Origin of the sequence: Coleofasciculus sp. H7-2 (assembly GCF_042747725.1) — a bacterium.
Taxonomy (GTDB): Bacteria; Cyanobacteriota; Cyanobacteriia; order Cyanobacteriales; family FACHB-T130; genus FACHB-T130.
Genome location: NZ_JBHZGO010000007.1, coordinates 16,019 through 39,077, shown reverse-complemented (window position 1 = coordinate 39,077; position 23,059 = coordinate 16,019). Strand labels below are relative to the sequence as shown.

The 23,059-nt window shown below is 46.3% G+C and carries 21 protein-coding genes; 13 read left to right on the top strand and 8 right to left on the bottom strand.

Annotated features, from left to right (window positions below):
* Positions 1-47: 47 nt before the first annotated feature.
* A complete protein-coding gene (folD, locus tag ACFW2W_RS01740; protein WP_378172494.1) occupies positions 48-923 on the bottom strand; it encodes a bifunctional methylenetetrahydrofolate dehydrogenase/methenyltetrahydrofolate cyclohydrolase FolD in 876 nt (291 codons plus the stop codon).
* 185 nt (positions 924-1,108) lie between these two features.
* On the opposite strand from folD, the gene ACFW2W_RS01735 reads away from it, so the two are divergent.
* The 8 genes from ACFW2W_RS01735 to ACFW2W_RS01700 all read left to right on the top strand — a co-directional run bounded on the left by ACFW2W_RS01735 (position 1,109) and on the right by ACFW2W_RS01700 (position 10,077).
* A complete protein-coding gene (locus ACFW2W_RS01735) occupies positions 1,109-1,684 on the top strand; it encodes a hypothetical protein (RefSeq protein ID WP_378172491.1) in 576 nt (191 codons plus the stop codon).
* Positions 1,674-2,120 carry an NUDIX domain-containing protein gene (locus tag ACFW2W_RS01730; RefSeq protein WP_378172489.1) on the top strand — a complete coding sequence of 149 codons (447 nt, stop codon included), beginning with the start codon at positions 1,674-1,676 and terminating at the stop codon, positions 2,118-2,120. The genes ACFW2W_RS01735 and ACFW2W_RS01730 overlap by 11 nt, the downstream gene beginning before the upstream one ends.
* Positions 2,121-2,174: 54 nt before the next feature.
* On the top strand, positions 2,175-3,299 hold the full coding sequence (locus ACFW2W_RS01725; RefSeq protein WP_378172535.1) for an AI-2E family transporter: 1,125 nt from the start codon (positions 2,175-2,177) through the stop codon (positions 3,297-3,299).
* Between the two features lie 64 nt (positions 3,300-3,363).
* A complete protein-coding gene (locus tag ACFW2W_RS01720; RefSeq protein ID WP_378172532.1) occupies positions 3,364-4,599 on the top strand; it encodes an AAA family ATPase in 1,236 nt (411 codons plus the stop codon).
* A 67-nt stretch (positions 4,600-4,666) separates the two neighbouring features.
* Positions 4,667-5,122, top strand: a complete 456-nt coding sequence (locus tag ACFW2W_RS01715; protein ID WP_378172487.1) for a hypothetical protein — start codon at positions 4,667-4,669, stop codon at positions 5,120-5,122.
* Between the two features lie 17 nt (positions 5,123-5,139).
* Positions 5,140-6,003, top strand: coding sequence for an aminotransferase class IV (locus ACFW2W_RS01710; RefSeq protein ID WP_378172484.1), 864 nt, complete (start codon positions 5,140-5,142; stop codon positions 6,001-6,003).
* 482 nt (positions 6,004-6,485) lie between these two features.
* Positions 6,486-9,122: a DNA mismatch repair protein MutS gene (gene mutS, locus ACFW2W_RS01705; protein ID WP_378172482.1), complete on the top strand. Its 2,637-nt coding sequence runs from the start codon at positions 6,486-6,488 to the stop codon at positions 9,120-9,122.
* A gap of 502 nt (positions 9,123-9,624) precedes the next feature.
* The gene (locus tag ACFW2W_RS01700) at positions 9,625-10,077 is read left to right on the top strand and encodes a hypothetical protein (protein WP_378172479.1); all 453 of its coding nucleotides are present in this window, start codon (positions 9,625-9,627) and stop codon (positions 10,075-10,077) included.
* A 19-nt stretch (positions 10,078-10,096) separates the two neighbouring features.
* Here ACFW2W_RS01700 and ACFW2W_RS01695 read toward each other — a convergent pair whose 3' ends face one another.
* From ACFW2W_RS01695 to ACFW2W_RS01685, 3 genes are all read right to left on the bottom strand, one after another.
* Entirely contained in the window at positions 10,097-10,417 is a 321-nt protein-coding gene (locus ACFW2W_RS01695) for a hypothetical protein (protein ID WP_378172477.1), read from the bottom strand.
* Between the two features lie 167 nt (positions 10,418-10,584).
* Positions 10,585-12,495: a CHASE2 domain-containing protein gene (locus ACFW2W_RS01690; protein ID WP_378172474.1), complete on the bottom strand. Its 1,911-nt coding sequence runs from the start codon at positions 12,493-12,495 to the stop codon at positions 10,585-10,587.
* A gap of 337 nt (positions 12,496-12,832) precedes the next feature.
* On the bottom strand, positions 12,833-13,702 hold the full coding sequence (locus ACFW2W_RS01685; RefSeq protein WP_378172472.1) for a FecR domain-containing protein: 870 nt from the start codon (positions 13,700-13,702) through the stop codon (positions 12,833-12,835).
* A gap of 85 nt (positions 13,703-13,787) precedes the next feature.
* Here ACFW2W_RS01685 and ACFW2W_RS01680 point away from each other — a divergent pair, with 85 nt between their 5' ends.
* A complete protein-coding gene (locus ACFW2W_RS01680; RefSeq protein WP_378172470.1) occupies positions 13,788-14,396 on the top strand; it encodes a thylakoid membrane photosystem I accumulation factor in 609 nt (202 codons plus the stop codon).
* A 284-nt stretch (positions 14,397-14,680) separates the two neighbouring features.
* Positions 14,681-14,899 (top strand): hypothetical protein, encoded by a 219-nt coding sequence (locus ACFW2W_RS01675; RefSeq protein ID WP_378172467.1) that lies wholly within the window; start codon positions 14,681-14,683, stop codon positions 14,897-14,899.
* A gap of 155 nt (positions 14,900-15,054) precedes the next feature.
* On the opposite strand, the gene ACFW2W_RS01670 is transcribed toward ACFW2W_RS01675, so the two are convergent.
* A complete protein-coding gene (locus tag ACFW2W_RS01670; RefSeq protein ID WP_378172465.1) occupies positions 15,055-15,282 on the bottom strand; it encodes a hypothetical protein in 228 nt (75 codons plus the stop codon).
* A gap of 735 nt (positions 15,283-16,017) precedes the next feature.
* Between ACFW2W_RS01670 and ACFW2W_RS01665 the strand changes: the two genes are divergently transcribed.
* Complete coding sequence (locus ACFW2W_RS01665; RefSeq protein ID WP_378172462.1) at positions 16,018-16,707, top strand: DUF4214 domain-containing protein; 690 nt, start codon at positions 16,018-16,020, stop codon at positions 16,705-16,707.
* A gap of 179 nt (positions 16,708-16,886) precedes the next feature.
* Here the strand turns inward: ACFW2W_RS01665 and egtD are convergent, their stop codons facing one another.
* From egtD to egtC, 3 genes are all read right to left on the bottom strand, one after another.
* A complete protein-coding gene (gene egtD / locus ACFW2W_RS01660) occupies positions 16,887-17,930 on the bottom strand; it encodes an L-histidine N(alpha)-methyltransferase (RefSeq protein WP_378172459.1) in 1,044 nt (347 codons plus the stop codon).
* Positions 17,931-18,298: 368 nt separating this feature from the next.
* Positions 18,299-19,528, bottom strand: a complete 1,230-nt coding sequence (locus ACFW2W_RS01655) for an SUMF1/EgtB/PvdO family nonheme iron enzyme (protein ID WP_378172529.1) — start codon at positions 19,526-19,528, stop codon at positions 18,299-18,301.
* 52 nt (positions 19,529-19,580) lie between these two features.
* Complete coding sequence (gene egtC / locus ACFW2W_RS01650) at positions 19,581-20,369, bottom strand: ergothioneine biosynthesis protein EgtC (protein ID WP_378172456.1); 789 nt, start codon at positions 20,367-20,369, stop codon at positions 19,581-19,583.
* A gap of 317 nt (positions 20,370-20,686) precedes the next feature.
* Between egtC and ACFW2W_RS01645 the strand changes: the two genes are divergently transcribed.
* Positions 20,687-21,619: a DNA polymerase beta superfamily protein gene (locus tag ACFW2W_RS01645; protein ID WP_378172453.1), complete on the top strand. Its 933-nt coding sequence runs from the start codon at positions 20,687-20,689 to the stop codon at positions 21,617-21,619.
* Between the two features lie 334 nt (positions 21,620-21,953).
* Positions 21,954-22,715 carry a DNA polymerase beta superfamily protein gene (locus ACFW2W_RS01640; RefSeq protein WP_378172450.1) on the top strand — a complete coding sequence of 254 codons (762 nt, stop codon included), beginning with the start codon at positions 21,954-21,956 and terminating at the stop codon, positions 22,713-22,715.
* The last annotated feature ends 344 nt before the right edge of the window (positions 22,716-23,059 follow it).

Here is a 23,059-nt window from a genome sequence, read left to right as displayed (position 1 = left end):
TCGAATTAGTCCTCGCGCCTCGAACCGGATTCATTCAAAACTCAAAACTAGAGAAAGCGCTGGCTGTAGCTCCAGACTGTATTTTGCAGCAGCATGGCAACAGTCATCGCGCCAACCCCGCCGGGAACCGGGGTGATAAACTGCGCTACCTTTTGGACGGAATCAAAGTGGACATCTCCCACCAAACGGGAGTTACCGGCGTCGTCGGTGACGCGATTGATGCCGACATCGATGACGACAGCACCGGGTTTGACCATCTCGGCGGTAATCAGCGCTGGACGCCCTACGGCTGCCAGCAGAATATCAGCGTTGCGGGTAATGGCTGGGAGATCGTGCGATCGCGAGTGGGCGATGGTAACGGTGGCATCTGCGTCTAAGAGCATCAAAGCCAACGGCTTACCCACTAGGATACTGCGCCCCACGACCACTGCCTGTTTCCCCTTCACATCAATCTGGTATTCCTGCAACAGGCGCATGACTCCGGCTGGCGTGCAGCTGCGTAAACCAGCTTCAGAGCGCACCAGTCGCCCCAAGTTGAGGGGGTGCAGTCCATCGGCGTCTTTATCTGGATCGATTTGATGCAGCAGGGAAACAGCATCCAAGTGGTTGGGTAGGGGCAGTTGAACGAGAATTCCATCAACCCGCTCATCTTGATTCAGGGTTTCAATGACTTGCTCTAGTTCTGAAGAGGTGGTTTCTGTCGGGAAATGCTTCCCATAGGAGGCAATCCTTACTTTGGCACAGGCGCGTTCTTTATTCCGCACGTAAGCAGCGCTGGCTGGATTATCGCCAACCATCAGCACTGCTAGTCCCGGAGGGCGTCCCGCAGTGGCTTGTATTTGCTGAATTTGATCTTGTAGCTGTCCGTAAATTCGTTCAGCTAGGGCTTTACCGTCTAACAGTTGGGCGATTGATTCGTCCATTGTGGTGTCAAGAATGTGGGCAGGAATTTCCTATGTGGGGATGAAACAGATCGCATCTGTCATAGGATAGTTTCGCAGATTTCCCGCCCTGACTGCCAAGGTATAAGAGAGAAAAGTAACGCGATCGCGTTTTTCCTTTTGCCTTGCGGGGCGATTTCCTTTGCCTTCTTTGCGTTTAATCTTATTTGAGGCAGTCCTGCCCGACTGTAAATATCTGGAAGATTAACTATATTATTTGTACCAGTCAGAGCCATCTGGATGGGGAAGAGTATTCCTACTCAAACAGTGAGAAACTGGAGATTTGCCCAGTGCAAGATATGAGGTTAGTCAAAATCCGGGTATTGCAATTCAGCACCACACTACTACTGGGTGGGTTGTTCGGCTGCGGTCATGTGGCTCAGTCTGGATTGGGTCTGTTTAACAACCGCAATGTCCCGATCGCCAGTATCAGCGATCTTCAACAGAGTTATGAGGGCAACCCGACGGTTTACCTGCAAGGTAAGGTAGCATCTCAAGCGCCTTTTGTGGGAAGCGGCGCTTATGAGTTGCGAGATGCGACGGGAAAAATATGGGTTTTCACCAGCCAGAGTCTTCCCGATCGAGGAGATGAAGTTTTAATTAAGGGGAAGGTGCAGTATCAAAGCATTCCCTTGGCGGGGAAAGATTTAGGAGAAGTTTTTCTTCAGCAGCAGGAACAGCTAGACCGGAAGCCAGCGAAGAAGGGAGTGCCTTTACTACCGGAAGGAACCTATGAACAATAAACCAATTGTTGAGGTAGCGATCGCCATCCTCTATCGCCACGGCAAATTTCTTCTCCAGCTGCGAGACAACATCCCCGGTATTCTCTACCCCGGACACTGGGCATTTTTTGGCGGGCACCTCGAACCAGGAGAAACCCCAGAAGCAGCCCTGAAACGGGAACTGCTGGAGGAAATCGGCTATGTACCAGAGGTCGCATCATTGTTTGACCCTTATCCGGACACCTACGTTTTTCGCCACGTTTTTCACGCACCGCTGACCGTGGAACTCAACCATCTGGTACTAGGAGAAGGCTGGGATATGGATTTATTAACACCTGAAGAAATTCAACGCGGTGAGCGTTACTCTGAAAAAGCAGGGCAAGTGCGACCGTTAGGTCCTCCTCACCAAAAAATTTTGCTGGATTTTATGGACAAGTTTCCCCAATTGGCTGCGTAGCCAGAGGCATAACTTTTTAATTGTTATGAATCCCGATTTCAAAAACTCAACATGATGCAATCAGCAAACAAATTACCGCGATGGGTCGTTTTAGGATTGGCATTTCCCCTCGCCGTTCTTAATGGTTGGCTATTGCTGCTCGTATTGCAATATTTTCAACCTCTGGTTAGCGTTTTTGTTGCCGCACTCTTGCTAGCTTTTGTATTAGATTATCCTATCCGGTTTTTACAGCAACAAGGAGTTAAACGGAACAATGCGGTCGTTGCCGTTTCTCTGGTGGCATTGCTAATTTTAGTAGGTTTAGGACTTACCTTAGTTCCGATCATTTGGCAACAGCTCAACGAACTGGCTAATATCTTGCCTAGTTGGATTGATTCGGGTAGGCAACAACTCCAAGCTTTTCAAATTTGGGCTGAAACTCAGCAACTTCCGATTAATTTAGGCGGGATAGTTACTCAACTAACAGACCGATTATCCAGTCAACTCCAAAATGTAACGGGGAGAATTCTTAATTTTGCCTTTGATACGATTGGCAGTGCTGTTAATGTCCTGCTAACGGTGGTTCTAACTTTCTACCTGATATTAAATGGGGATCGTCTTTGGGACGGAATTTTTAAGTGGTTTCCGGCTAGCTTTAGTTCCCAAGTAAGGCAAGCTCTCCGCGAGGATTTCCACAATTATTTTATTGGTCAGGCGACGTTTGCTGCTTGGAGTGGATTTGTCATCACGCTGGCTTTTTTGGCTTTGCGAGTGCCTTTAGGATTACTGTTTGGAATTGCCATTGGTTTTTTAGCTCTTTTTCCCTTTGGTACTGGAGTCGGTATCAGCATTGTTAGTCTGCTGGTGGCATTACAAAACTTTTGGCTAGGGGTGGAAATTTTAGCTGTAGCCGCCGCCATCGATCAAATCAATGCTAATTTCATTGCGCCTCGCATTTTAGGTGGTTTTACTGGCTTAAATCCTGTTTGGATTTTGCTTTCGCTGTTGATAGGAGCGAAGCTGGGAGGGCTGTTGGGGCTATTAACTGCCGTACCTTTAGCGAGTTTCATCAAAAGTAGCGCCGATAGCTTGCGCGACGGCAAATGGAATGAGATAGAAGAGATTGAATCTGAATCTACATCATTAAATGTTTCGCCTGTCATAGCTCCCAAGAGCTTAGCTAGCGATGCCGGGAGTTGATAGCGATGTAGAAGCAGCACCAGAAGTAAAAATAATCATATTTAGTATAGTTTTGGAGCAACCAATGCTTAAGCAAATTATCCTTGAAAACTGGAAAAGTTACCGTAATGCAGTGCTTCCGATTGACCCATTGACTTTTTTAATTGGTACTAATGCCAGTGGGAAATCCAATGCGCTTGACGCCTTGGAATTTCTGAATCGAACGACACTTGATAAGAAAATTGCAAATGCTTTAACAATTGATTCAGCCTTTCCTGGTATTCGAGGAGGTATAGAGTGGGCTACATGGAAACCCCAAACACAATTTACATTAAAAGCATTAGTTCAAGGAGAAAATGGAACGATAGATTACCTGTATACCATCACTGTGGAAACTAAACCGCGTGTTCATCTATTTGCTGAATCTCTCGTCCGGATCAAAAAGAATTCCTTAACTAGCAACAATACTCAAGTCCACTTATTTAAAACAAATGAACCATTGAGCGATACCATCAGAGTACAGTTTTATAAAGATAATAAACCTGACTTTCAGCTATTAACGCATTGCTTTTATCCATTTTTAACAATTGCTGCTGCTATAGATACTAATAAAGAAGTGATTGAAGGTGCTAAGGTAGTTTTGCATAGTTTGCAAAATATTTTTATTCTCAATCCTATTCCTTCGATGATGCGGTCTTACTCGCCGCTTTCTGACAGTCTTGAAAGTGATGCATCTAATATTGCGGGTGTGGTAGCAGCATTGCCTGATGAACGCAAAGCTGAGGTAGAATCTACATTATCTACCTACGTGAAGCATTTACCAGAAAGAGATATTCAAAGAGTGTGGGCAGAACCAGTGGGAAGGTTTAAAACAGATGCAATGCTTTACTGTGAGGAATTATGGAAACCAGGTGAAACTACAGAAATTGATGCCAGAGGAATGTCGGATGGAACGCTAAGATTTTTGGCGATTCTTACAGCACTTCTCACACGCCCCGAAGGGAGCCAATTGGTAATCGAAGAGGTGGACAATGGACTTCATCCATCCCGTGCAGATTTGCTTTTAAGAATGCTAAGAGAAATTGGTGAAAAGAGAAAAATTGATATATTAGTTACTACCCATAATCCAGCTTTACTCGATGCATTAGGGCCAGAAATGGTTCCTTTTGTAGTTGTGGCGCACCGAGATACAGAAACTGGAGAAAGCAAGCTAACCCTTCTAGAAGATATTGAGAATCTTCCTAAGTTAATGGCATCCGGGCCATTGGGCAAGCTGGCAACAAAAGGTGCTATTGAAAGAAGCCTTTCTGGTACTAATTAATTTAGGTATGAGAAAGGTTCTGATAATTGACACATCGATTCTCTGCGTTTGGTTGAAAATTCCTAAAATGGAAACTTGTGGAGCGGCTCCTGAGCAGTGGGATTTTGAGCGTGTTGATAAGCTCATAGAAGAAGAAAAGAGTAAAGGTACAACATTGGTACTTCCTTTAGCAACAATTCTGGAAACAGGTAATCACATTGCTCAAGCTGCCTCTAGACGCTATGAAACAGCCCAAGCTTTAGCAAAAATTATGACAGAAGCAGCCGATGAAAAATCACCTTGGGCTGCTTTTACTCACCAGTCGGTTCTTTGGGAAGCAGAAGGATTGAAAAAGTTAGCTTCGGAATGGCCTAATTTAGCAACGCGAAAGACTTCTATCGGCGATGCCACCATCAAAACTGTGGCTGAATACTATGCCAAAATGGGGTTTCAAGTGAAAATTCTAACGGGTGATAAAGGTCTAAAAGCACACGAGCCAACTACGCCTGCGCCAGCTCCCAGGCGCAGGAGAAGTCAACCTTGAGAAGACAAGGCTAACAAATGTTTTTTGAAGCAACGCCGATAGTTTGGCACAACGGAAAGTTAGTTGAACGGGAAAATGCTGCGCCTTCTATTGCTAGCCATTCTCTGCATTTAGGGATCGGCGTTTTTGATGGGATTATGGCTTATTGGAATAGCGATCGCTATTACATTCATCGCTTAGATGCACATCTAGACCGCCTTCGCAATGGTTCTACACACATAGGATTGGGATTTTCCTGGTCGAACGAAGACCTGAAAGCAGGTATTTGGGCACTTTTAGAGGCAGTTCCGGCAACAAATTACTATATCCGACCGATTGTTTATCGTTCGGTGCCACAACTGAACTTTAACGATACAATGCCGGTCGATGTGACCATCTTGGCAGTGACAATTCCACGGGATGTAAACAAATCTCTGACTTGCCACATTTCCCCTTATGAACGGGTTTCTGGTAACGCAATTCCAGTGGCGTGGAAACTCTGTGGAACTTATGTAAACAGTTATTTGGCTCGTCGTGCTGCTGAAGTGGCTGGATTTAATGATGCTATTTTGCTTGACTCTCAGGGGAGAATTACCGAAGCTGCGGTAGCTAATCTTTTTCTTCTGCAAAAGGATACAGTAATTACGCCAGCGCTAACTCCCAATATTTTCCCTGGGATCACCCGCGCCACACTGCTTGATATTGCAGAGGAATTGGGAATTAAAGTGGTTGAACGGGATGTGCGACCGGAGGAATTAGGGAATTTCGACGGAGCTTTTCTTGCTGCGACAATGATGGAGTTGAAGCCTGTGGCAACGATTCATCCTCATCAATATGATTCGCTAAATCATCCTCTATTTCGACGCTTTTTGAAGGAATTTCGAGAAATTACGCATCAATAATTGCGATGTCAGAACCCATGTCAATGAAAAGGTAGTTGCAATTGAAAAAGAGACGTACTCTGTCTAGATTAGGATTGTCACTATAAACTAAGTAATCTTCCCATGTGGCAGGTTGCCATTGCGGAATGGAAGTATTAACAGTTGTTTGGCTGATTTGGGGAATTGAAGAAGTCATAGGTCAAGGAAAGTCCCAAAGCGTTACTGTAATTTTAAGATTGTTTGCTAATAGACAATGCCTAAATTGGTATAAAGTCTTAGCGGATATTTGAAAAGTTGCTGACAATACACCAACCCTTTGGAGATCCCCCTTGCATCCCCCGATAAATTGAGGGACTTTGAGGATCTTCCCCCAATTTATCAGCGGGCTAGGGGGGATCGGTTACTTCTCAAACATCCTCTTAGCGGCGCGGTGATCCAAATCCTCTTAAGGATTGAAATTGCGGTAGAGTCAAAAAAGGTTCAAGCTGATTGTCCGCGTCTTTATGAATTACTCTGCGTCTACCCCAACAGATCCCGATCAACCTAAAATCCGTAATGCTGATACGCGAGAGGTGGATCGCAGCAAGCTGAGTAAGATGTACCACCATTATGTAGAAGTGAAGGATAAATATCCTCATGCGCTGCTGCTGTACCGGGTGGGAGACTTCTTTGAAACCTTTTTTCAGGATGCGATCGCTGTATCGAGAGAACTCGAACTCGTCCTCACCAGCAAGCAAGCCGGAGAAATTGGTCGGGTGCCGATGACGGGAGTGCCGCACCATGCTTGGGAACGCTACACGACTCAGCTGGTGGAGAAGGGGTATGCCGTGGTGATCTGCGATCAGGTAGAAGACTCTGCCGATACTGACCCAGGAAAGCTGGTGAAGCGCGAGGTGACGCGGATTCTCACTCCCGGTACGTTGCTGGAAGAGGGAATGCTGAATGCGCGTCGCAATAATTACCTGGCGGCGGTGGTCATTGCCGGGAATCATTGGGGTTTAGCTTATGCAGATATTTCTACTGGGGAATTTCTGACTACCCAATCGAGCGAATTAGAGCATTTGACGCAAGAATTGTGCAGAGTGCAGCCTTCTGAGGTTTTGGTGCCAACGAATGCGCCAGATTTAGGCAGTTTGCTGCGACCGGGGGAGACTTCCGAGCATTTGCCGAATTGTTTGCCCCCATCTTTTTGTTATGCATTGCGATCGCAAACTCCTTTTACTGCGGGTGAATCGAGACATCGACTGTTGCAGCGGTTTAAAGTGCGAAGTCTAGAAGGACTCGGTTGCGAACACCTCCCCCTTGCTGTCCGCGCTGCGGGTGGTTTGCTGGAATATCTAGAAGACACCCAGAAAGAAAACCCCGTCCCTCTCCAGTTCCTCCGCACCTACACCCTCAGCGATTATCTAATTCTCGACCACCAAACCCGCCGCAATCTAGAAATTACGCAAACTGTGCGGGATGGCACCTTTCACGGTTCCCTGCTTTGGTCGTTGGATAGAACTAGCACGGCGATGGGGGGACGTGCCTTGCGGCGGTGGTTGCTGCAACCTCTACTGGATATCAAAGGTATTGCAGCGCGGCAAGATACGATTCGAGAATTAGTCGAAAATAGCTTCCTGCGGCAAGATTTGCGTCAATTGTTGCGGCAAATTTACGATTTAGAACGGCTAACGGGTCGCGCTGGTTCCGGCACGGCAAATGCCAAGGATTTAGTTGCTTTAGCGGATTCTTTGGCAAAATTACCGGAATTAGCCGAACTGGTGGCGGATGCTTACTCTCCCTTTATGAGAGCTTTGCAGAAGGTGCCGCCGGAATTGGAACAACTGGCAAAGCAACTCAGCGCCCATTTGGTAGACGCGCCTCCCATCCATATCAAGGAAGGCGGTTTGATTCGCCCCAGTGTGAATGTCCAGTTGGATGAAATGCGAAGTCTTGCCCAAGAGGATCAGCAATGGGTTGCCAATTTGGAGGTGACGGAGAAGGCGCGAACCGGAATTTCGACGCTGAAGGTGGGCTTTAATAAGACATTTGGTTACTACATCAGCATCTCTCGCACAAAAGCCGACCAAGTTCCCGATAACTATATCCGCAAGCAAACTCTGACAAATGAGGAACGCTACATTACTCCGGAGTTGAAGGAGAGAGAAGCGCGGATTTTGACGGCGCGGGATGACTTAAATCGCCTGGAATATGAGATTTTCACTTCTTTAAGAGAAGAGGTGGGGCAATACGCCGAACAAATTCGCACGATTTCTCGTGCGGTGGCGGCGGCTGATGTGTTGTGTGGTTTGGCTGAGGTGGCGGTTTATCAGGGTTATTGCTGCCCTCAGATGGTGGAAGGTCGGGAAATTCGGATTATTGATGGGCGTCATCCGGTGGTTGAGCAGTCTTTGCCATCTGGGTTTTTTGTGCCGAATTCGACTGGGTTGGGGAGAAAGGGGGATACGAACCGCAAAGACGCAAAGAGCGCGAAGGAAGAAGGGGAAGAAGAGGAAAGACCAGATTTAGTGATTTTGACGGGTCCGAATGCGAGTGGGAAGAGTTGTTATTTGCGGCAGGTGGGGTTAATTCAGTTGATGGCGCAAATTGGTGGTTTTGTGCCAGCAAGGGCGGCGACTTTGGGAATATGCGATCGCGTTTTTACTCGTGTCGGTGCGGTAGATGATTTGGCGACGGGTCAATCTACTTTTATGGTGGAGATGAACGAGACGGCGAATATTCTCAATCACGCAACGGCGAAGTCTCTGGTTCTGTTAGATGAAATTGGTCGGGGGACGGCAACGTTTGATGGTCTTTCGATTGCTTGGGCGGTGGCGGAGTATCTTGCCAGTGAAATTCGGTCGCGGACGATTTTTGCCACTCATTACCACGAATTGAACGAACTTGCTTCAATTTTGCCCAATGTGGCAAATTACCAGGTGACGGTGAAGGAGTTACCCGACCAAATTATCTTTTTGCACCAGGTGCAACCGGGAGGCGCTGACCGTTCCTATGGCATCGAAGCGGGGCGGCTGGCAGGTTTACCCGCACCCGTGATTCAACGCGCCAAGCAGGTGATGAGCCAAATTGAAAAGCATAGCAAAATTGCTATCGGGCTGCGCCAAGGTGGGCAGGTAGAGGAGTCATCTACCTTCTAGGGAGGAAATGCATAATTCTGTCTTTTTGACAAGATAATTTTCCCCCGGCTCAGTCCACTTGATAAATAATCAAGCGGAACTGAAATTACTAAATCTTTATACAAGATTGCCAACAATTCAGTATTTTCTGGGTTTCAATTGGGCATCTGGAGGGCGCACATTAGTATTAGGGATCAGTCACCGTAGTTCTACTAAAAAAAGATTGATTAGGGAACTAATTTCCAGGGTGTTAGTGTCTAAATTCCTATCAACCAGTACGCATTAGCGCTTTTCGTAGCAGCTCTAAACGAGTTAGCGTTCCGAAAGGTGGCATCTCCAAAAGGAGATTTGCAGCATTAACGAGAAGGCTCACTTCAGAAATTAGGGAAAAGCATTCTGCAAGTCAATCAAGACTCAATTTGCAGAAAAACTTTAACTTTTTCCGGAGCTTGTAAGCATCAGGATGCATATACCACTACATTTAATGCCCTTTGTAATAACAACACCCCTCGCAACGTTTGCTATGGAAGAAGTTACCACCGCTGGCTTTCCCACAGAAACTATCGCTCAAAAAACTAGCCAGCTAAATCTAATTGTTCAGGCTTTGGTGTTGACGGGCATTTTATCTTTGACCGCTACGCTAACGCTTCCCAATCCCAAAGTTACGATTTCAAAGTCTCCTCTTTCTGAGGTGAGTTTATTAAAATCGGTTCAGAATGCGGTTTTTCAGGACGTGTCTCAACATTCAGGATTGCCAAAGTCGGCGCTAAGAATTGTCCAAACTCAACCGCAAACTTGGTCGGATGACTGCTTAGATATTAATAACTTGGAGGTGCTTTGTACCGAGATGCAAGTTCCTGGGTGGCAAGTCACCGTGGCGAATGGGCAACGCCGCTGGATTTATCGCACAAATGCATCTGGCTCAATGGTGAAGCTGGCTCAAGGCGTCACTTCACCGAATCAAAACGGAAAGTAGGGAAGGTTACTTTCGAGCGCTAAGGAACATATATAATTCGTGCATCTAGTCCCAGCGATCGCAATGCGTAGTAGATACTTTTAGCACTGGATTGGTCGGGAAATGACCCCGCTAGAATGTAATTCCCTAAATGTGACTTGGCGATCAAGGCATCTGGCACGCACTGACGCACTTGTTCCAGCGTGTCTTCACTTCCAGACGGAACCACGATCACATAGCGATATTTAGGCAGGCGTCCCAGAACGATTACATTCCCTTCCTGACGAGTATTGAAACCGGATCTTGGCGACACATTCAGCAGATCGGAACAGGGCGATGCTTGCACGATGGACGCTGGCATCCAAATAATCCAGCTGACTACAGATCCTACAATCAACTTACTTACTCTAGGAAAAGTTTGAAAATTAGCTGTTAGTTTGTTGTCAGTGATTTGTTGTGTAAAAGTGGGTTTAATCAAGATATCTGCTAATCGCTAGTAGATGCACAAATCCTCTTTGAACTGTAAATTTAAAAGAGGATTTCCGGCTGGTTGTTCCGCTTTAGGCTAGAAATATTGACTGGGGGGGCGATCGCTTCCTCTGGATCTGCTAAGTTGACCTTCTCTCCCTGGATGCAGTAAATAATTGTTGCCTGTTCTCGTCCCCGCAGTTGAATGGCGCGGACGGCAGGACCGTGATAGCGATCGCTTGCATAAGCAAATGTACTGCCACTGACAATCATTTGGTAGGGGTTGTAAATTTTCACTTTTTTATTCATGGGTTCCAGTCTGGCGGCAACATTGACTGTATCCCCCAGGACTGAATAATTCAGACGTCGGGAACCTCCCACACTTCCGGCAACCACTGGGCCAGTGTGAATGCCAATCCCAATCTCAATCGTGGGCTTGTTGGCGTTTTGGAAGTGCTGGTTGAGCTTTTTGAGTCGTTCCTGCATCGCAATTGCCGCCGCGATCGCATTCAGGGCGTCCTGTTGAATTTCTTCCGGCTTCGTGTGCGGAAACGGAATCCCGAAAACCGCCATAATTGCATCCCCAATATATTTGTCGATCACACCGCCACGATCCATGATGCAATCAGTCATCGCGTCTAGGAACAGGTTCAGCCAGTCGATTAATTCCCCCGGCGGTAGTTTCTCGGAAATGCTGGTAAAGCCCCGGATATCGACAAATAAAACCGTGACCATCATTTCTTGCGCTTGCAGCTTCCCTTTGTGGAAAATTTCGTCTTTCCGGTGCCAAATGAGGTGAGCCATTTCTGGCGCAACGTGCTTGGCAAACAAACTCATCAGCTGTTGCTTTTCATATTGTTCTCGCAGCTGAACGCTGATCCCAGCAGCGATCGCGGTTCCCACGGGTGCGACGATGGGCAACCACCAGCCATCGTCGATGAAGGAACTCAGGGCAAAAATTACCCAACCACTGGGTAACAAAATAGCGATCGCCATTCGCCCCCACACTCCCTGTTTTGACAACAGCCAGCTGGTAATCGGGGCAATCCCCAACAAAAAGAGCATCACTGCCGTCTTAGGCATCGTGTGCAGCAGCTTGCCGTTCAGCAAGTTATCAATTAACGCCGCATGGAGATAAACTCCAGCCGTGGGAGGATTTTGGTTGTAGGGCGATCGCAAGCGATCGACAGCGGTTGCCGTGACACCGACTAAAACAAATTTATTGGCGAATGCTTTAGCATCAACTTTGCCTTCCATGACTGAGGCATAAGAATAGGTGGAGACATTTTGGGTTGGTCCAGGCCAGTTAATCCAGGCATCTTTACGCCTTTGACCCTCAGCCAGATGAGGCAGGGGCACCGCCTCTGGTGCCCCTAGCAGCATTGCTAAACCGAGGGCGGGTTTGGTGCCAAAAAAGACTGCTGCCTGTCGGCTAATGCCGTCTTCGTCGGGATTGTGCCAAATTTGAGCTTCCCCAAGTGCCGCTTTTTTAAATTCGGGTAAAACTTCCAGGGGATGCCCTCGATTGTCCCAAGCCGTTGCCAAGACGACATTGCCAGATGCAGCGATCGCTTTGGCAAATTTCTCATCGCCTTCGCCAGGGTCAACAAACAACAGATCGAAACCAATGGCTGCTGGAGGTGATGGTTCTAGCTTCTGCAACAATTGGGCATAGCGATGGCGCGACCAAGGAAATTTACCGTATTTATTTAAACTCGCATCGTCAATCGCAATCACAGCGACCCTTCGATCCCAATTCGTCTTCGGTAATATACTGGCGCTACGAGCTTGAAACAGCGTACTGTATACAAGCCGTTCCAACGGTTGCCATGCCCCTATCTGCCATAAACCGACAGACAATAAACCGACCATCGCGCCCGGAACGATTGATTGACTTCTAGAAATAAAACGCAGATTTTTTTTTAACCAATTTTTGATTAACACGTTGATTCCATCAAAAACATCAACCATCGTGATTGCTTGCCTGGAAACATACGGATTTTTCCCAAGCGTTCCGCACGCTCACCGGATGGTAAATGCCCCTGATGGAATACTGAATTTAATCGATATTCAGACAAAACGCGATCGCATCACGAGATAAGCGATCGCGTCACAGTATTGGCGCTTTCAAGTTCTTTGACAACTTCTTCCTTTCCAGTAACTCATGCCTTTGAGAATTTTTACCTCGTTCGTGCGGAGGATTTTGCCAGCTGATTCTCGTTTCCCAGCTCAGCTTGGGAACAAGAATCAGTGGGTTGCTGCCTCGTTTCCGACTAAAAAGGTGAGGGAAAAGCTATCCCCATAAAAATTATCGATCGACAGGATTACCGGATGTCCCCTCACTACTCGGAATTTCCAATTCGTAAACTTGTTGATTGCCCAAAGGATTACGCACGACTAATGTCAGCTGCCGATTAGAGGGGATTGGCACCACCGTATCGAGTTTGCCATCGCCTCCCGTATCCACAATCTGATTATTCACCAACACTAAATTGATCGGATCTACAGTTCCAGTGACTCTAACTTGACCATCGCCTGTCACCGAGAGAACCTGTAATTTCAGTCTCGTGTCGCCCGTTGTCACCTTGGGGATAGTCGGAGCCTGTCCCGGAACAATTAAAGCAGAATACCCCGGCTCTACCAACACAGTCTTCCCTCCCGCACTAAAGGCTACTTTTCCTCGGACGGTGGAAAGCCCAGTTTTCCCATTGGAACCGACGGTGACACCAAATTCTGTGCCTCTCGTCCCAGCCACGCCCCCAGGCGTCTCAACTTCAAAGTTAGAGTTAGGGTTAGTAAAAGGTCGTACTTTGGCGCTGACTTGTCCCTTATCCATATAAAGGCGCGTTTGTTTGCTACCATCCTTACTTGTCTTTAAAGTCTTGACTTGCACGTTGGTGTTTTCGGAAACCTGAACCGTACCGATGCCATCATCCATCGCCAAAACAACACTGGCGTCGAAGTTGGTGCTGAGACTACCGGATGCTTGCAAGCGATCGCCAACTTGCACTGGCTTTCCTTGATTTGTTACCGTGCCATTCGTTTCTTTGACTTGTACCGAGCGTGGACTAACCGCAGCTCGAACACCTTCGGAGATAAATGATAAGGAAGTAAGGACTAAGCTACCGGCTAACAGGGATAATCCTAGTAGGGTGACTGGAAAAACAGGGAACTTCATAGAGAATAGGGAGCCACAACGGGTGAACGCAAAGACAATTTAACGACTACTGAGAGAAAAAAAAGGTTTCTACAGCAACTTTGGTATGATTCTTCGCTTGCAACAATTTCAAATCAGGATTCTGAGAGCATCTCGCCGTTCCTGGCGGCAATTTTTTTTGAGTTGTCTCTTGACGCTGGTTGTTTCTTGCAGCTGCCTGCTGCTGGCGACGCCATCAGCTTTAGCGGGTATCAACGACGACAACTTTGATGGGAATGTCTTTCTCCTCTATGGTGGCAATGGCTCGCTGGTTCCCCCACGAGTGGCATTGGCAGATTCCATTAAAGGAGGTAAACCGGCATTGCTGGTGTTCTACGTAGACGACAGCAGCGATTGCAAGCAACAGGCGATCGTCGTTTCGCAGCTTCAAGCTTTTTATGGTCGAGCTGCTGATTTCAGCCCCATCGACGTAGATGCGATTCCAGTACAATCCAACTTTACACCTACGGAACCGGGCTATTACTACGAAGGTGTTGTCCCGCAAACAGTCTTGCTAAACCAGAAGGGTGAAGTTGTCCTCAACCAAAAGGGTACGGTGCCGTTTGAGAAAGTAGACGATGTTTTCCGCGAAGTGTTTAATTTGTTGCCTCGCTCAGAATCGGTGGCGCTGAAGCGGCGATCCGTGAATGAGTTTAATACGGAGTTAGCCAAGTAAGTGGAGTTTTGTGGGTGGAGAATCTTGACTGTTTCAATTTCCGACAGGCGCGATCGCTCAACCCACAAGATACTTGACATATTCACCAAAGTGTTGAATTGTTCTCACTCATTCAGTGGCAAAAAGCTCGATTCCTGCTGAAAAGGGATGATTCAAAGTTTTGGGCGAATCCTAAACTTCTATCTTGAGCTGTAATCTTAATAATATTAAATCTCTAGCTATAGATTGAGTTAGGTGCTGTTTTGAACAAATAACCTGAGGATCAAATAGCAGCAATCTTAACAATGAATACTTCGATTTTTTCTCAAGCCTGTATTTTACCGTCTGCAATCATTGACTTATCTGCCAAAGTTGCTGAATCAGGTCAGATAACGATTACAGACCGTTGTGTACTCAGAACAGCACTGCTGGAAAATTCTCTCAGCGAAGATGAACAACTTTTGCTGAACCGAATGCTTTATGCGGTTCGCCGGGGACGGCTGGCGCTGGTTAATGAATTTTAGCTGGTGGATGTAAAGCTTGATTATTAGTTACCTTTTTTAATCGTAATTACGGCTTCTGCCTAGGAAATAATAAACGCTTGCACTAACGATTTAGCCCATCTGCTACCGTAAGCTGGTGCTTAGTAGAGGCTATACGCAGTCTGGGGTAGCGCCTGTTAGCGAGTTGTTGGCGACCAGTTTGACCATTCGCTAAAGCAAAAGACTTGGGCTGGTAGTTCATGAAGTACCTCAGATGGAGCATCTACATGATATAGGTCAACACAGCAGCCGCACCCTTCGTTAGGGGACAAATATCGGATTTTGCCTTTCCACTTCTTAATCCATTCTTTGACTAACTGTTGTTCGGGTGTTTTGGCTTCAACACAAAGGCTTGCTTTAGACATCGAGATTTTCTCCAGTCAGTTGAATTATAGAAGTTAGCCATGTATTTAGTAATGACTAATAGGCAGGATTAATTATTTGTAGTTATGGCGTAGGTTGGGTTGAGGTACGAAACCCAACATCAGCAATGGTTTGATGGGTTTCACTATCGTAACGCTACGCGGAAGCAAGCTACAACCCATCCTACAAATAATTAAGTCCCTCTACTTAGTAATAACTAGCGGTTAATTTAACTTGGAAAAAACTAATAAAGTTTGATAGTTTTGGTTTAATAACACTAACTTATTTTAACTATAAATTCTACACAAAATCGGTAGTTATTTTTTGCTGCTTCTATTTGGGTTGCCTTTATCTGGTGACAAGATGCGATCGCGAAGCGCTCCAAAAAGTCAGTTTGCTCTCATCTGGCTGTCGTTCCCTGTCCGGTTGAGAAGCTGGCACTTTCCCAATTTTAGGGTTAGCAGCGGGAACAAAATTAGACAATTTGCGTTCGTATTTATTTATCTAGCTCAATCAAGTATCCACGCGATCGCTCTTGAGAGATTTTCCAGTTGTCTTAAGGCGGTTCTACGAACTCGACCTTAGCTTGTGCAGACGGAATTTTCTCTGGCGAAATTTAACGGGTCTCACCCGATTGGGTTATCCCATCGTAGGAAGTTGAGACTCGAAAAATAGAGCGAATATATGGCACCAAGAAAAATATTCTCTGACTTTTAAATTTCCTTGAGGGGAAAATTATGAAAATTGGAATGGATACCACAGCACGCTCTCTCAGGTCTGCTGTTACGTTTACTGTACTATCTGCACTGATAATCGCTCCAGTTGTCCTATCAGCAAATCCTGCCTCTGCTGAGCCTAACAGAGGACGGACGGAGCAAACCTGCTTTTTGGGGATTTGTTGGGACGGAGGACAGTCGCCTAGACAAGACGATTCTGACCGGGATGATGAAGATTACAGAAATCGCGACCGAGATGATGACTATCGTCGTCAGCGCCGCGATGAAGATTACAGAAATCGCAATGGCGATTATGACTATCGACGCGATCGCCGTAATGACGATTATGACTATCGACGCGATCGCCGGGATGGCAGTTATGACTATCGACGCAATCAGTCAAACGTTTACAACAACATTAATAGAATTTATCAAAATGTGTTAGGTCGTAAGGCGGATAATCGTGGACTGAGGTTGTATAGACAACGGGTAGAATCCGGTTGGTCACTGGAGAAAGTCCGTCGTGACATTGCTGATAGTTCAGAAGCAGAACAAGTGATTAACCGACTTTATCAAAATGAGCTAGGTCGTAATGGAGATCGTGAAGGACTAAGAACGTACAAAAGACGTTTAGCAGATGGTTGGTCACTCGATCGAGTCCGTCAGGATATTTCCAGAAGTAGAGAAGCCAGATCGAGAAGAGGTCAATAAATTTTTCTGCTTCAGGACTTACGCAAATAGCACCACATAGTAAGGGCAACCACAAGGGATTGCCCCTACAAAACGCTATATGTATAAGCTTTGCGTAAGTCCTGTGCTTGCGGTAAGTTTCAACTTAAAGGCGCACCCACGGGTGCGCCTTTAGACAAGCGAGAAATTATGCTAATTACCTACATGGGTTGTAGTTGACAAAGCAATAAGCCAAACCACTGATTCGGATCGCTCCAAATTTGCAGTGTTTTTAAACCTCTTGTCTGAAGTTCCTGTTGCATGGCGTCGAGGTTAAATTTGCGGGAAATTTCCGTCAGGATAGTCTCGCCACTTTCAAATTCAATCGTTAAATTGAGAGCGTTAAGTTTGACAGTTTGCGATCGCCTACTCCGCAGATGCATCTCAATTTGATGCTCAGATTCGTTATAAAACGCCCAGTGTTCAAATTCAGAAGGGTCAAAATTGCCCTCAAAGCGCCGATTCAGGTGGTGCAGGATATTCAGATTAAACGCCGCCGTCACGCCTTGGCTATCGTTATAGGCTGCATTCAACAAATGTTTTGGTTTTTGCCGATCTATTCCTAGTAAGAAATACTCACCCACTTGAAGTGCATCGGCAATTTGGGAGAAGAAGCGATCGCATTCTTGGGGATTTAAATTACCCAAGGTGCTACCCAAAAAACAGATCGTTCGGCTAGGCAATTGAGTCGGTGCCAGTCGTGCCAATGCTAATTCATAAGTGCTGGCTAAAGCGTGAACCTGAAGGGAGGGATAATCAACCAGCAACTCCCTGGCACTACTTTCTAAAATGCCAGCACTCACGTCAATTGGCAGATAGCGCAGCGGGTAGCCGATTTCTTGGTAAGCATCTAGTAGAATCCGGGTTTTTGTTGAGCTACCGCTTCCCAGTTCTACCAGTTCGCTTTCCCCCGTTAACTGAGCAATTTCACCCGCGCACTTTTGTAAAATAGCTGTTTCCGTGCGCGTTAGATAATATTCTGGTAACTCACAAATTTGCTCAAATAATTGGGAGCCTTTGTCATCGTAGAAATAGCGCGGCGCTAGAGATTTGGGAGTCTCACTTAAACCTTTAATGACATCAGTCCCGTCAATTTCTTGGTTTTGTAACTGTGCCGTGACGCTGAGTAGATGCTCTATCTGCAAGCGTTTTTCTATTGTGGATTGGGAAGCAGTTTTACCGCTTGCAGTTTTAGAAATCGTCATTTATCCTCCGTTTGTGTGGGTGCGAACAACCGAATCATTGCGGCATACGCTTTTATGCGATCGCGAGAGTCAAAATAGTTTGCTATAACCGTCAGCTAGTGAAACACAAAGCTATATCGGATAAAATCATGCCTGAGCTAGATGTATTCAGACTGAGGCTCCTGGTTCTGCATTTTCCCGATCAATCAGCAGCTGATTTCCGTAAATAAAAATAGTGCTGTATCGATACATGATTGAGACGCCATCTGCAACTTTTTCTTAGCCCCCAATTTATCAGGGGTTAGGGGAATCGAAATGTCAAGCAAATTAGGTCAGATTCCCCTAGCCCCCATCAATTGGAGAGAGAAATACAGAAATTTAAATCCGCGCTACTTGGCACAGCGAAATCCAGACAAAATCTGACGGACGCTCGGATAATACCAGTTGCGGAAGCTAGAGCGCAAAGCGGCGGGACGAGTCGCCCAGCTACCACCTCTCAATACCCAATGCTCTCCATCAAAATAAGTCTTGGAATAACCAACGTAAGGGTAACTCACAAAACCGTCATAGCCATCAAAGCAGGTAGAAGTCCACTCCCAGACATTGCCGAGCATATCGTAGCAACCATAAGCACTCTGCCCAGAGGGATAAGCATCTACGGGTGTCGTTTGCCCCGCCGAGTTATCGTGGTTACATCGCTGGGCGTCTGGCTTTGCGTCGCCCCAGGGATATGTACGGCGACACAGTGCGATCGCATCCCAGCTGGCTGCTTTTTCCCACTCTGCCTCTGTTGGCAGTCGCTTCCCCACAAATCGGGCATACGCTTGGGCCTCGTACCCAGAAACGCCGCAGACTGGATGATGATCCCAAGCTGTGTCAGGTGCCCAGTATAGCGGCTGATTCACGGGATTTTCTTGCAGCCATTTCCACCCAGCTTTTGACCACCAACGGGCATTTTGATATCCTCCCGCTTCCATAAACGCCCGGTACTGCCCGCAGGTGACGGGATAACGGTCAATCCAGTATGTATCCAAGTAAACTCGGTGGACTGGGCGCTCGTTATCTAGGGCATCGATGGATTCGTTGCCCATCTCGAACTCACCCGCCGCAATTTCAACCATCTCCTGTACGCGGGGATGATTGCACGTTTCCGGTAGGTTAGCCCGACTCCCTACGTGGAATTGGGCGTCTCGACGCTGTAATTGCAGCACCAAGGAGATAGTTTCACTATGCTGGCTCTCATGCTGAATCAACCAGCGCCAAAGGCGTTCTTGCTCATCTATTGGCGCGACTTCCAGGTAATCGAATACCTGTTCTCTGACTGTGTGCAGATAGCCGCGAATTTCAGAAAGCTGGGGTAAATAAACCCGTTGCATTTTGGGTAAGCCATCAGCGGCAAATAAGCGTTGATAACGAGCGATCGCATTTTGTCCACCCTTGGCAAAGGGAAGTTCGAGCGTTTTACCCGCACTACGAACCAGCAGCCATAAAGCCTCGGTGTAGGCAATGTGCCCTAAATGCCAGCCAATCGGGCTAAAGTCGGGATGCACCTGACGACAGAAGGTGTCGTAGTTGATGCCTTCAAACAGTGCTAAAGTACCGGCACGGCAGCGCTGCATCGATTGTTTGATTTGTTGCCGCCGCTCATCAAGGGTACTGGCTTTCGCTACTTCAGAGTTGATGGATGTGAACTTCAAGGTCTTCTCCCACACTAATCATGCTTTGTTCGGGAAAACCGATCCAGTTGCCAGTAAACAATGGTTCAGATGCGATCGCTACTGCTTCTGGAAAGAGAGGATCGTCTCGCAGCCAATAAAGTGAGGGAGCTTTTACACCGTGGGCAAAGCGCGAGGCAACCATGCGATGTCCATCTGTGACAATCAAGTTGGCAGAGACTACCGTTTGATGAGCATCGGCTAATTGAGTTAAAGTCATCAACGTGTTGTACAGTGCTTTTTCCAAGCTCATCCCTGGGGTAGATGCCAATTCATTCAGGAATAAGGCAAAAATATGTTCGGAATCTGTTGTGCCGTCAATAGATTGGTAGATTTCATCGCCCAGTCGGCTCCGAATCGGTCTGTAGAGCGTCTTGCGGAAGTTTTTGATCATACCGTTGTGAGTGAATAACAGACGCTCGGAACGAAACGGCTGGCAGTTACTCAAATCTACTGACTGACCAGTAGTAGCGCTGCGAACATTGGCAAGGACGCATCCCGACTCAATATAACGGCTGAGGTTGGAGACATTCGTATCACCCCAGATGGGCAGCAAATTTTTGTAGATAAAGGGGTCAGTCTCTTTTTGGGCGTGATACCAGCCAATTCCAAAGCCATCGGCACTAACCACGCCAGAGGTCATCTCGCGGGGTTCATAGCTTTGGACAATCAGCGAGTGTTCCGGTTTGGACAAAAGATAGTCCAGTAGAATGGGTGAGCCGAGGTAGCCAAGTATACGGCACATTCTTTGGTGTTTGCTCCTACATTAATTGTTGAGATTAAGCTATAAAGCTTAAAAAAAGCTGAGTTTTTGGGTGAATTTGCGATGGAAAATCGCTGAGAAACCCATGATTTTGACGTTGGTTAAATTAACGTCGTTCCAGAAGAACTTATTTTTGTTGGACAATCACTCGTCCAATAGAATCCGCAATCAAAAGTAGCAAATTATACTGCAAATGTAAGAGCGATCGCTTTCAGATTGTTCACAATACTTCATATTGTAGGCACGTCATCTTTGGCTATGGCAGCGTAGAGGAGAATACCAGTCCAAAGGTGGAACAATTGTCAGAGAATTTAGCCTTCAATCCCAATCTGATTTTGCCTGTCGGAACGCAGGTAGTGACTCGTGTTGAGATTCAAGATGCTGCGGGTGAAATTGTGCGACGCGGCACCGTCGGCGTTATTATCAAATCACCCGTTGACAACTCCCACGCCTATCGTGTGCAGTTTCCAGACGGGGGAGAGGCGTCTCTACGGCGCTCAGAACTCACCATCCGCTCATATTGGCAACAGGAAGGTCTGCAACTACCAGGAGCCGTTCTTGCCGATTTTGACCTTTACGAGTGTGTCATTTACCGCTGTATTGTCGGTTCAAGAGCTTACGGTTTAGATCATGCCAACTCTGATATTGACCGACGCGGCATTTACTTACCACCCGCCGATATACAGTGGTCGCTCTACGGGATTCCGGAGCAGTTAGAAAATAAAGAGAACGAGGAGTGTTACTGGGAACTCCAGAAATTTTTGACCTTGGCACTCAAAGCCAATCCGAATGTCTTAGAGTGCCTCTACACGCCTGGTGTAGAAATGGTGATGCCCCTGGCTGAAGAATTATTAGGAATTCGGTCTATTTTTCTCTCTCAGTTAGTTTACCAGACATATAACGGATATGTGATGTCACAGTTCAAAAAACTTGAGCAAGACATCCGTACAAAGGGGGAATTTAAGTGGAAACACGCCATGCATCTAATCCGTCTGTTGTTGTCGGGCATCACCGTGCTGCAAGAGGGTTTTGTCCCAGTTCGCGTCGAAGAACACCGGCAACAACTGCTGGCTATCCGCAACGGGGAGATGCCTTGGGAGGCAGTTAACGCTTGGCGGCTAAGCTTGCATCGCCAGTTTGATGCCGCCTTTGCCACAACATCGCTGCCAGAACGTCCCGATTATGAAAAGGCGAATACTTTTCTAATTAAGGCACGTAGAAGTAGAGTTTAGGATTTTAATTTCAAAGATGTAAAAGACGCCAAGATAAAAAAAATCACAGGGAATTAAGATAATGCCTAATGCAATGATGGTGATTTTTCCCTATCGCTACGAACACTTGAGGCGTTAGAGACGTGCAAAAGACTTCACTTGATGACATATTGCACATCCTTATCTTAATGCGATCGCGCTCTCTCCGCTCAAGCCTGAAACCTTAACTCAGCTAAAAAGTACCCTTAAACCACGAGTTGAGTGGCTTAAGGGTAGTATTTAAACCGGATTTCGTAGCAGTTGATTCATACTATAAACTTACTTCTGAATTATCGGCAATACCTATTAATAAATTATGGTAATAGCACCGCTACTCCCAGTCATTTCTGACCAACCCTATCCGCTTTTGTTCGCAACAATCAGCGGCGCACATCTGTATGGTTTCCCATCTCCTGATTCTGATTATGACTTGCGCGGGTCACACATTCTACCAGTGTCTGAGGTGGTTGGATTAGATATTGGGCGTGAAACGATTGAAGTTTCTGAAGTACGGAATAACCTGGAAATTGACCTTGTAACTCACGATGTCAAGAAGTTCTTTTCCCTATTACTCAGAAAAAATGGCTATGTTTTAGAGCAGCTATATTCACCTCTTATTCTGCATACGACACCAGAATATGAGGAATTAAAAGAAATTGCCAAAGGGTGCATCACCCGCCACCACTCTCACCACTATTTCGGCTTTGCAAATACGCAATGGCGACTTTTTGAAAAAGAAGATACTCACCGAGTTAAGCCGCTACTTTATGTTTATCGAGTGCTATTAACTGGCATTCATCTGATGCAAACAGGCGGAATAGAAGCCAACTTATTACATTTAAATAAAACCTTCAAATTGCCTTATATTCCTGAGTTGATTGAACGCAAACTAGCCGGAGCAGAAAAATCAGTTTTAGAAGATGCTGATATAGCATTTTATCAGGGAGAATTTGATCGATTGCGCGGCGAATTAGAGGAGGCAAGTCAAAGTAGTCACTTACCTGAATCCCCCTCTACTAAAGATGCACTGAACGATTTACTGGTGCGGTTGAGAATGGCGTCTTTTGCTAAAACCTAAAGTTTAAATTATAGTAAAATTCAATTCAATATACTCATGACATCATAATTGAGTTAAGAAGAATTGTAGGTTGGGTTGAGGCAACGAAACCCAACATTAATAAGCATCTGTTGGGTTTCGTTACCTCAACCCAACCTACTAGCGTGTCTAGGCTAAAATGCTGGGTTGAGGAAATTCGCTCTCATCAAAATTTGCAAGCATTAGAGGCGTTGCTTTACTAAAGTTTAAATTATAGTAAAATTCAATTCAATATACTCATGACATCATAATTGAGTTAAGAAGAATTGTAGGTTGGGTTGAGGCAACGAAACCCAACATTAATAAGCATCTGTTGGGTTTCGTTA

Excerpts from the sequence above, each read along its gene's own strand:
- ACFW2W_RS01690 (WP_378172474.1), bottom strand. The coding sequence starts at position 12,495 with ATGGTTGATGTTTTTGATGGAATCAACGTGTTAATCAAAAATTGGTTA.
- ACFW2W_RS01680 (WP_378172470.1), top strand. The coding sequence starts at position 13,788 with ATGATTCTTCGCTTGCAACAATTTCAAATCAGGATTCTGAGAGCATCT.
- ACFW2W_RS01725 (WP_378172535.1), top strand. The coding sequence starts at position 2,175 with ATGCAATCAGCAAACAAATTACCGCGATGGGTCGTTTTAGGATTGGCA.
- ACFW2W_RS01720 (WP_378172532.1), top strand. The coding sequence starts at position 3,364 with ATGCTTAAGCAAATTATCCTTGAAAACTGGAAAAGTTACCGTAATGCA.
- ACFW2W_RS01675 (WP_378172467.1), top strand. The coding sequence starts at position 14,681 with ATGAATACTTCGATTTTTTCTCAAGCCTGTATTTTACCGTCTGCAATC.
- ACFW2W_RS01730 (WP_378172489.1), top strand. The coding sequence starts at position 1,674 with ATGAACAATAAACCAATTGTTGAGGTAGCGATCGCCATCCTCTATCGC.
- ACFW2W_RS01640 (WP_378172450.1), top strand. The coding sequence starts at position 21,954 with ATGGTAATAGCACCGCTACTCCCAGTCATTTCTGACCAACCCTATCCG.
- ACFW2W_RS01700 (WP_378172479.1), top strand. The coding sequence starts at position 9,625 with ATGGAAGAAGTTACCACCGCTGGCTTTCCCACAGAAACTATCGCTCAA.
- egtD (WP_378172459.1), bottom strand. The coding sequence starts at position 17,930 with ATGACGATTTCTAAAACTGCAAGCGGTAAAACTGCTTCCCAATCCACA.
- ACFW2W_RS01685 (WP_378172472.1), bottom strand. The coding sequence starts at position 13,702 with ATGAAGTTCCCTGTTTTTCCAGTCACCCTACTAGGATTATCCCTGTTA.
- egtC (WP_378172456.1), bottom strand. The coding sequence starts at position 20,369 with ATGTGCCGTATACTTGGCTACCTCGGCTCACCCATTCTACTGGACTAT.
- folD (WP_378172494.1), bottom strand. The coding sequence starts at position 923 with ATGGACGAATCAATCGCCCAACTGTTAGACGGTAAAGCCCTAGCTGAA.
- ACFW2W_RS01710 (WP_378172484.1), top strand. The coding sequence starts at position 5,140 with ATGTTTTTTGAAGCAACGCCGATAGTTTGGCACAACGGAAAGTTAGTT.
- ACFW2W_RS01670 (WP_378172465.1), bottom strand. The coding sequence starts at position 15,282 with ATGTCTAAAGCAAGCCTTTGTGTTGAAGCCAAAACACCCGAACAACAG.
- ACFW2W_RS01655 (WP_378172529.1), bottom strand. The coding sequence starts at position 19,528 with ATGCAGCGCTGCCGTGCCGGTACTTTAGCACTGTTTGAAGGCATCAAC.
- mutS (WP_378172482.1), top strand. The coding sequence starts at position 6,486 with ATGAATTACTCTGCGTCTACCCCAACAGATCCCGATCAACCTAAAATC.
- ACFW2W_RS01715 (WP_378172487.1), top strand. The coding sequence starts at position 4,667 with ATGGAAACTTGTGGAGCGGCTCCTGAGCAGTGGGATTTTGAGCGTGTT.
- ACFW2W_RS01665 (WP_378172462.1), top strand. The coding sequence starts at position 16,018 with ATGAAAATTGGAATGGATACCACAGCACGCTCTCTCAGGTCTGCTGTT.
- ACFW2W_RS01695 (WP_378172477.1), bottom strand. The coding sequence starts at position 10,417 with ATGCCAGCGTCCATCGTGCAAGCATCGCCCTGTTCCGATCTGCTGAAT.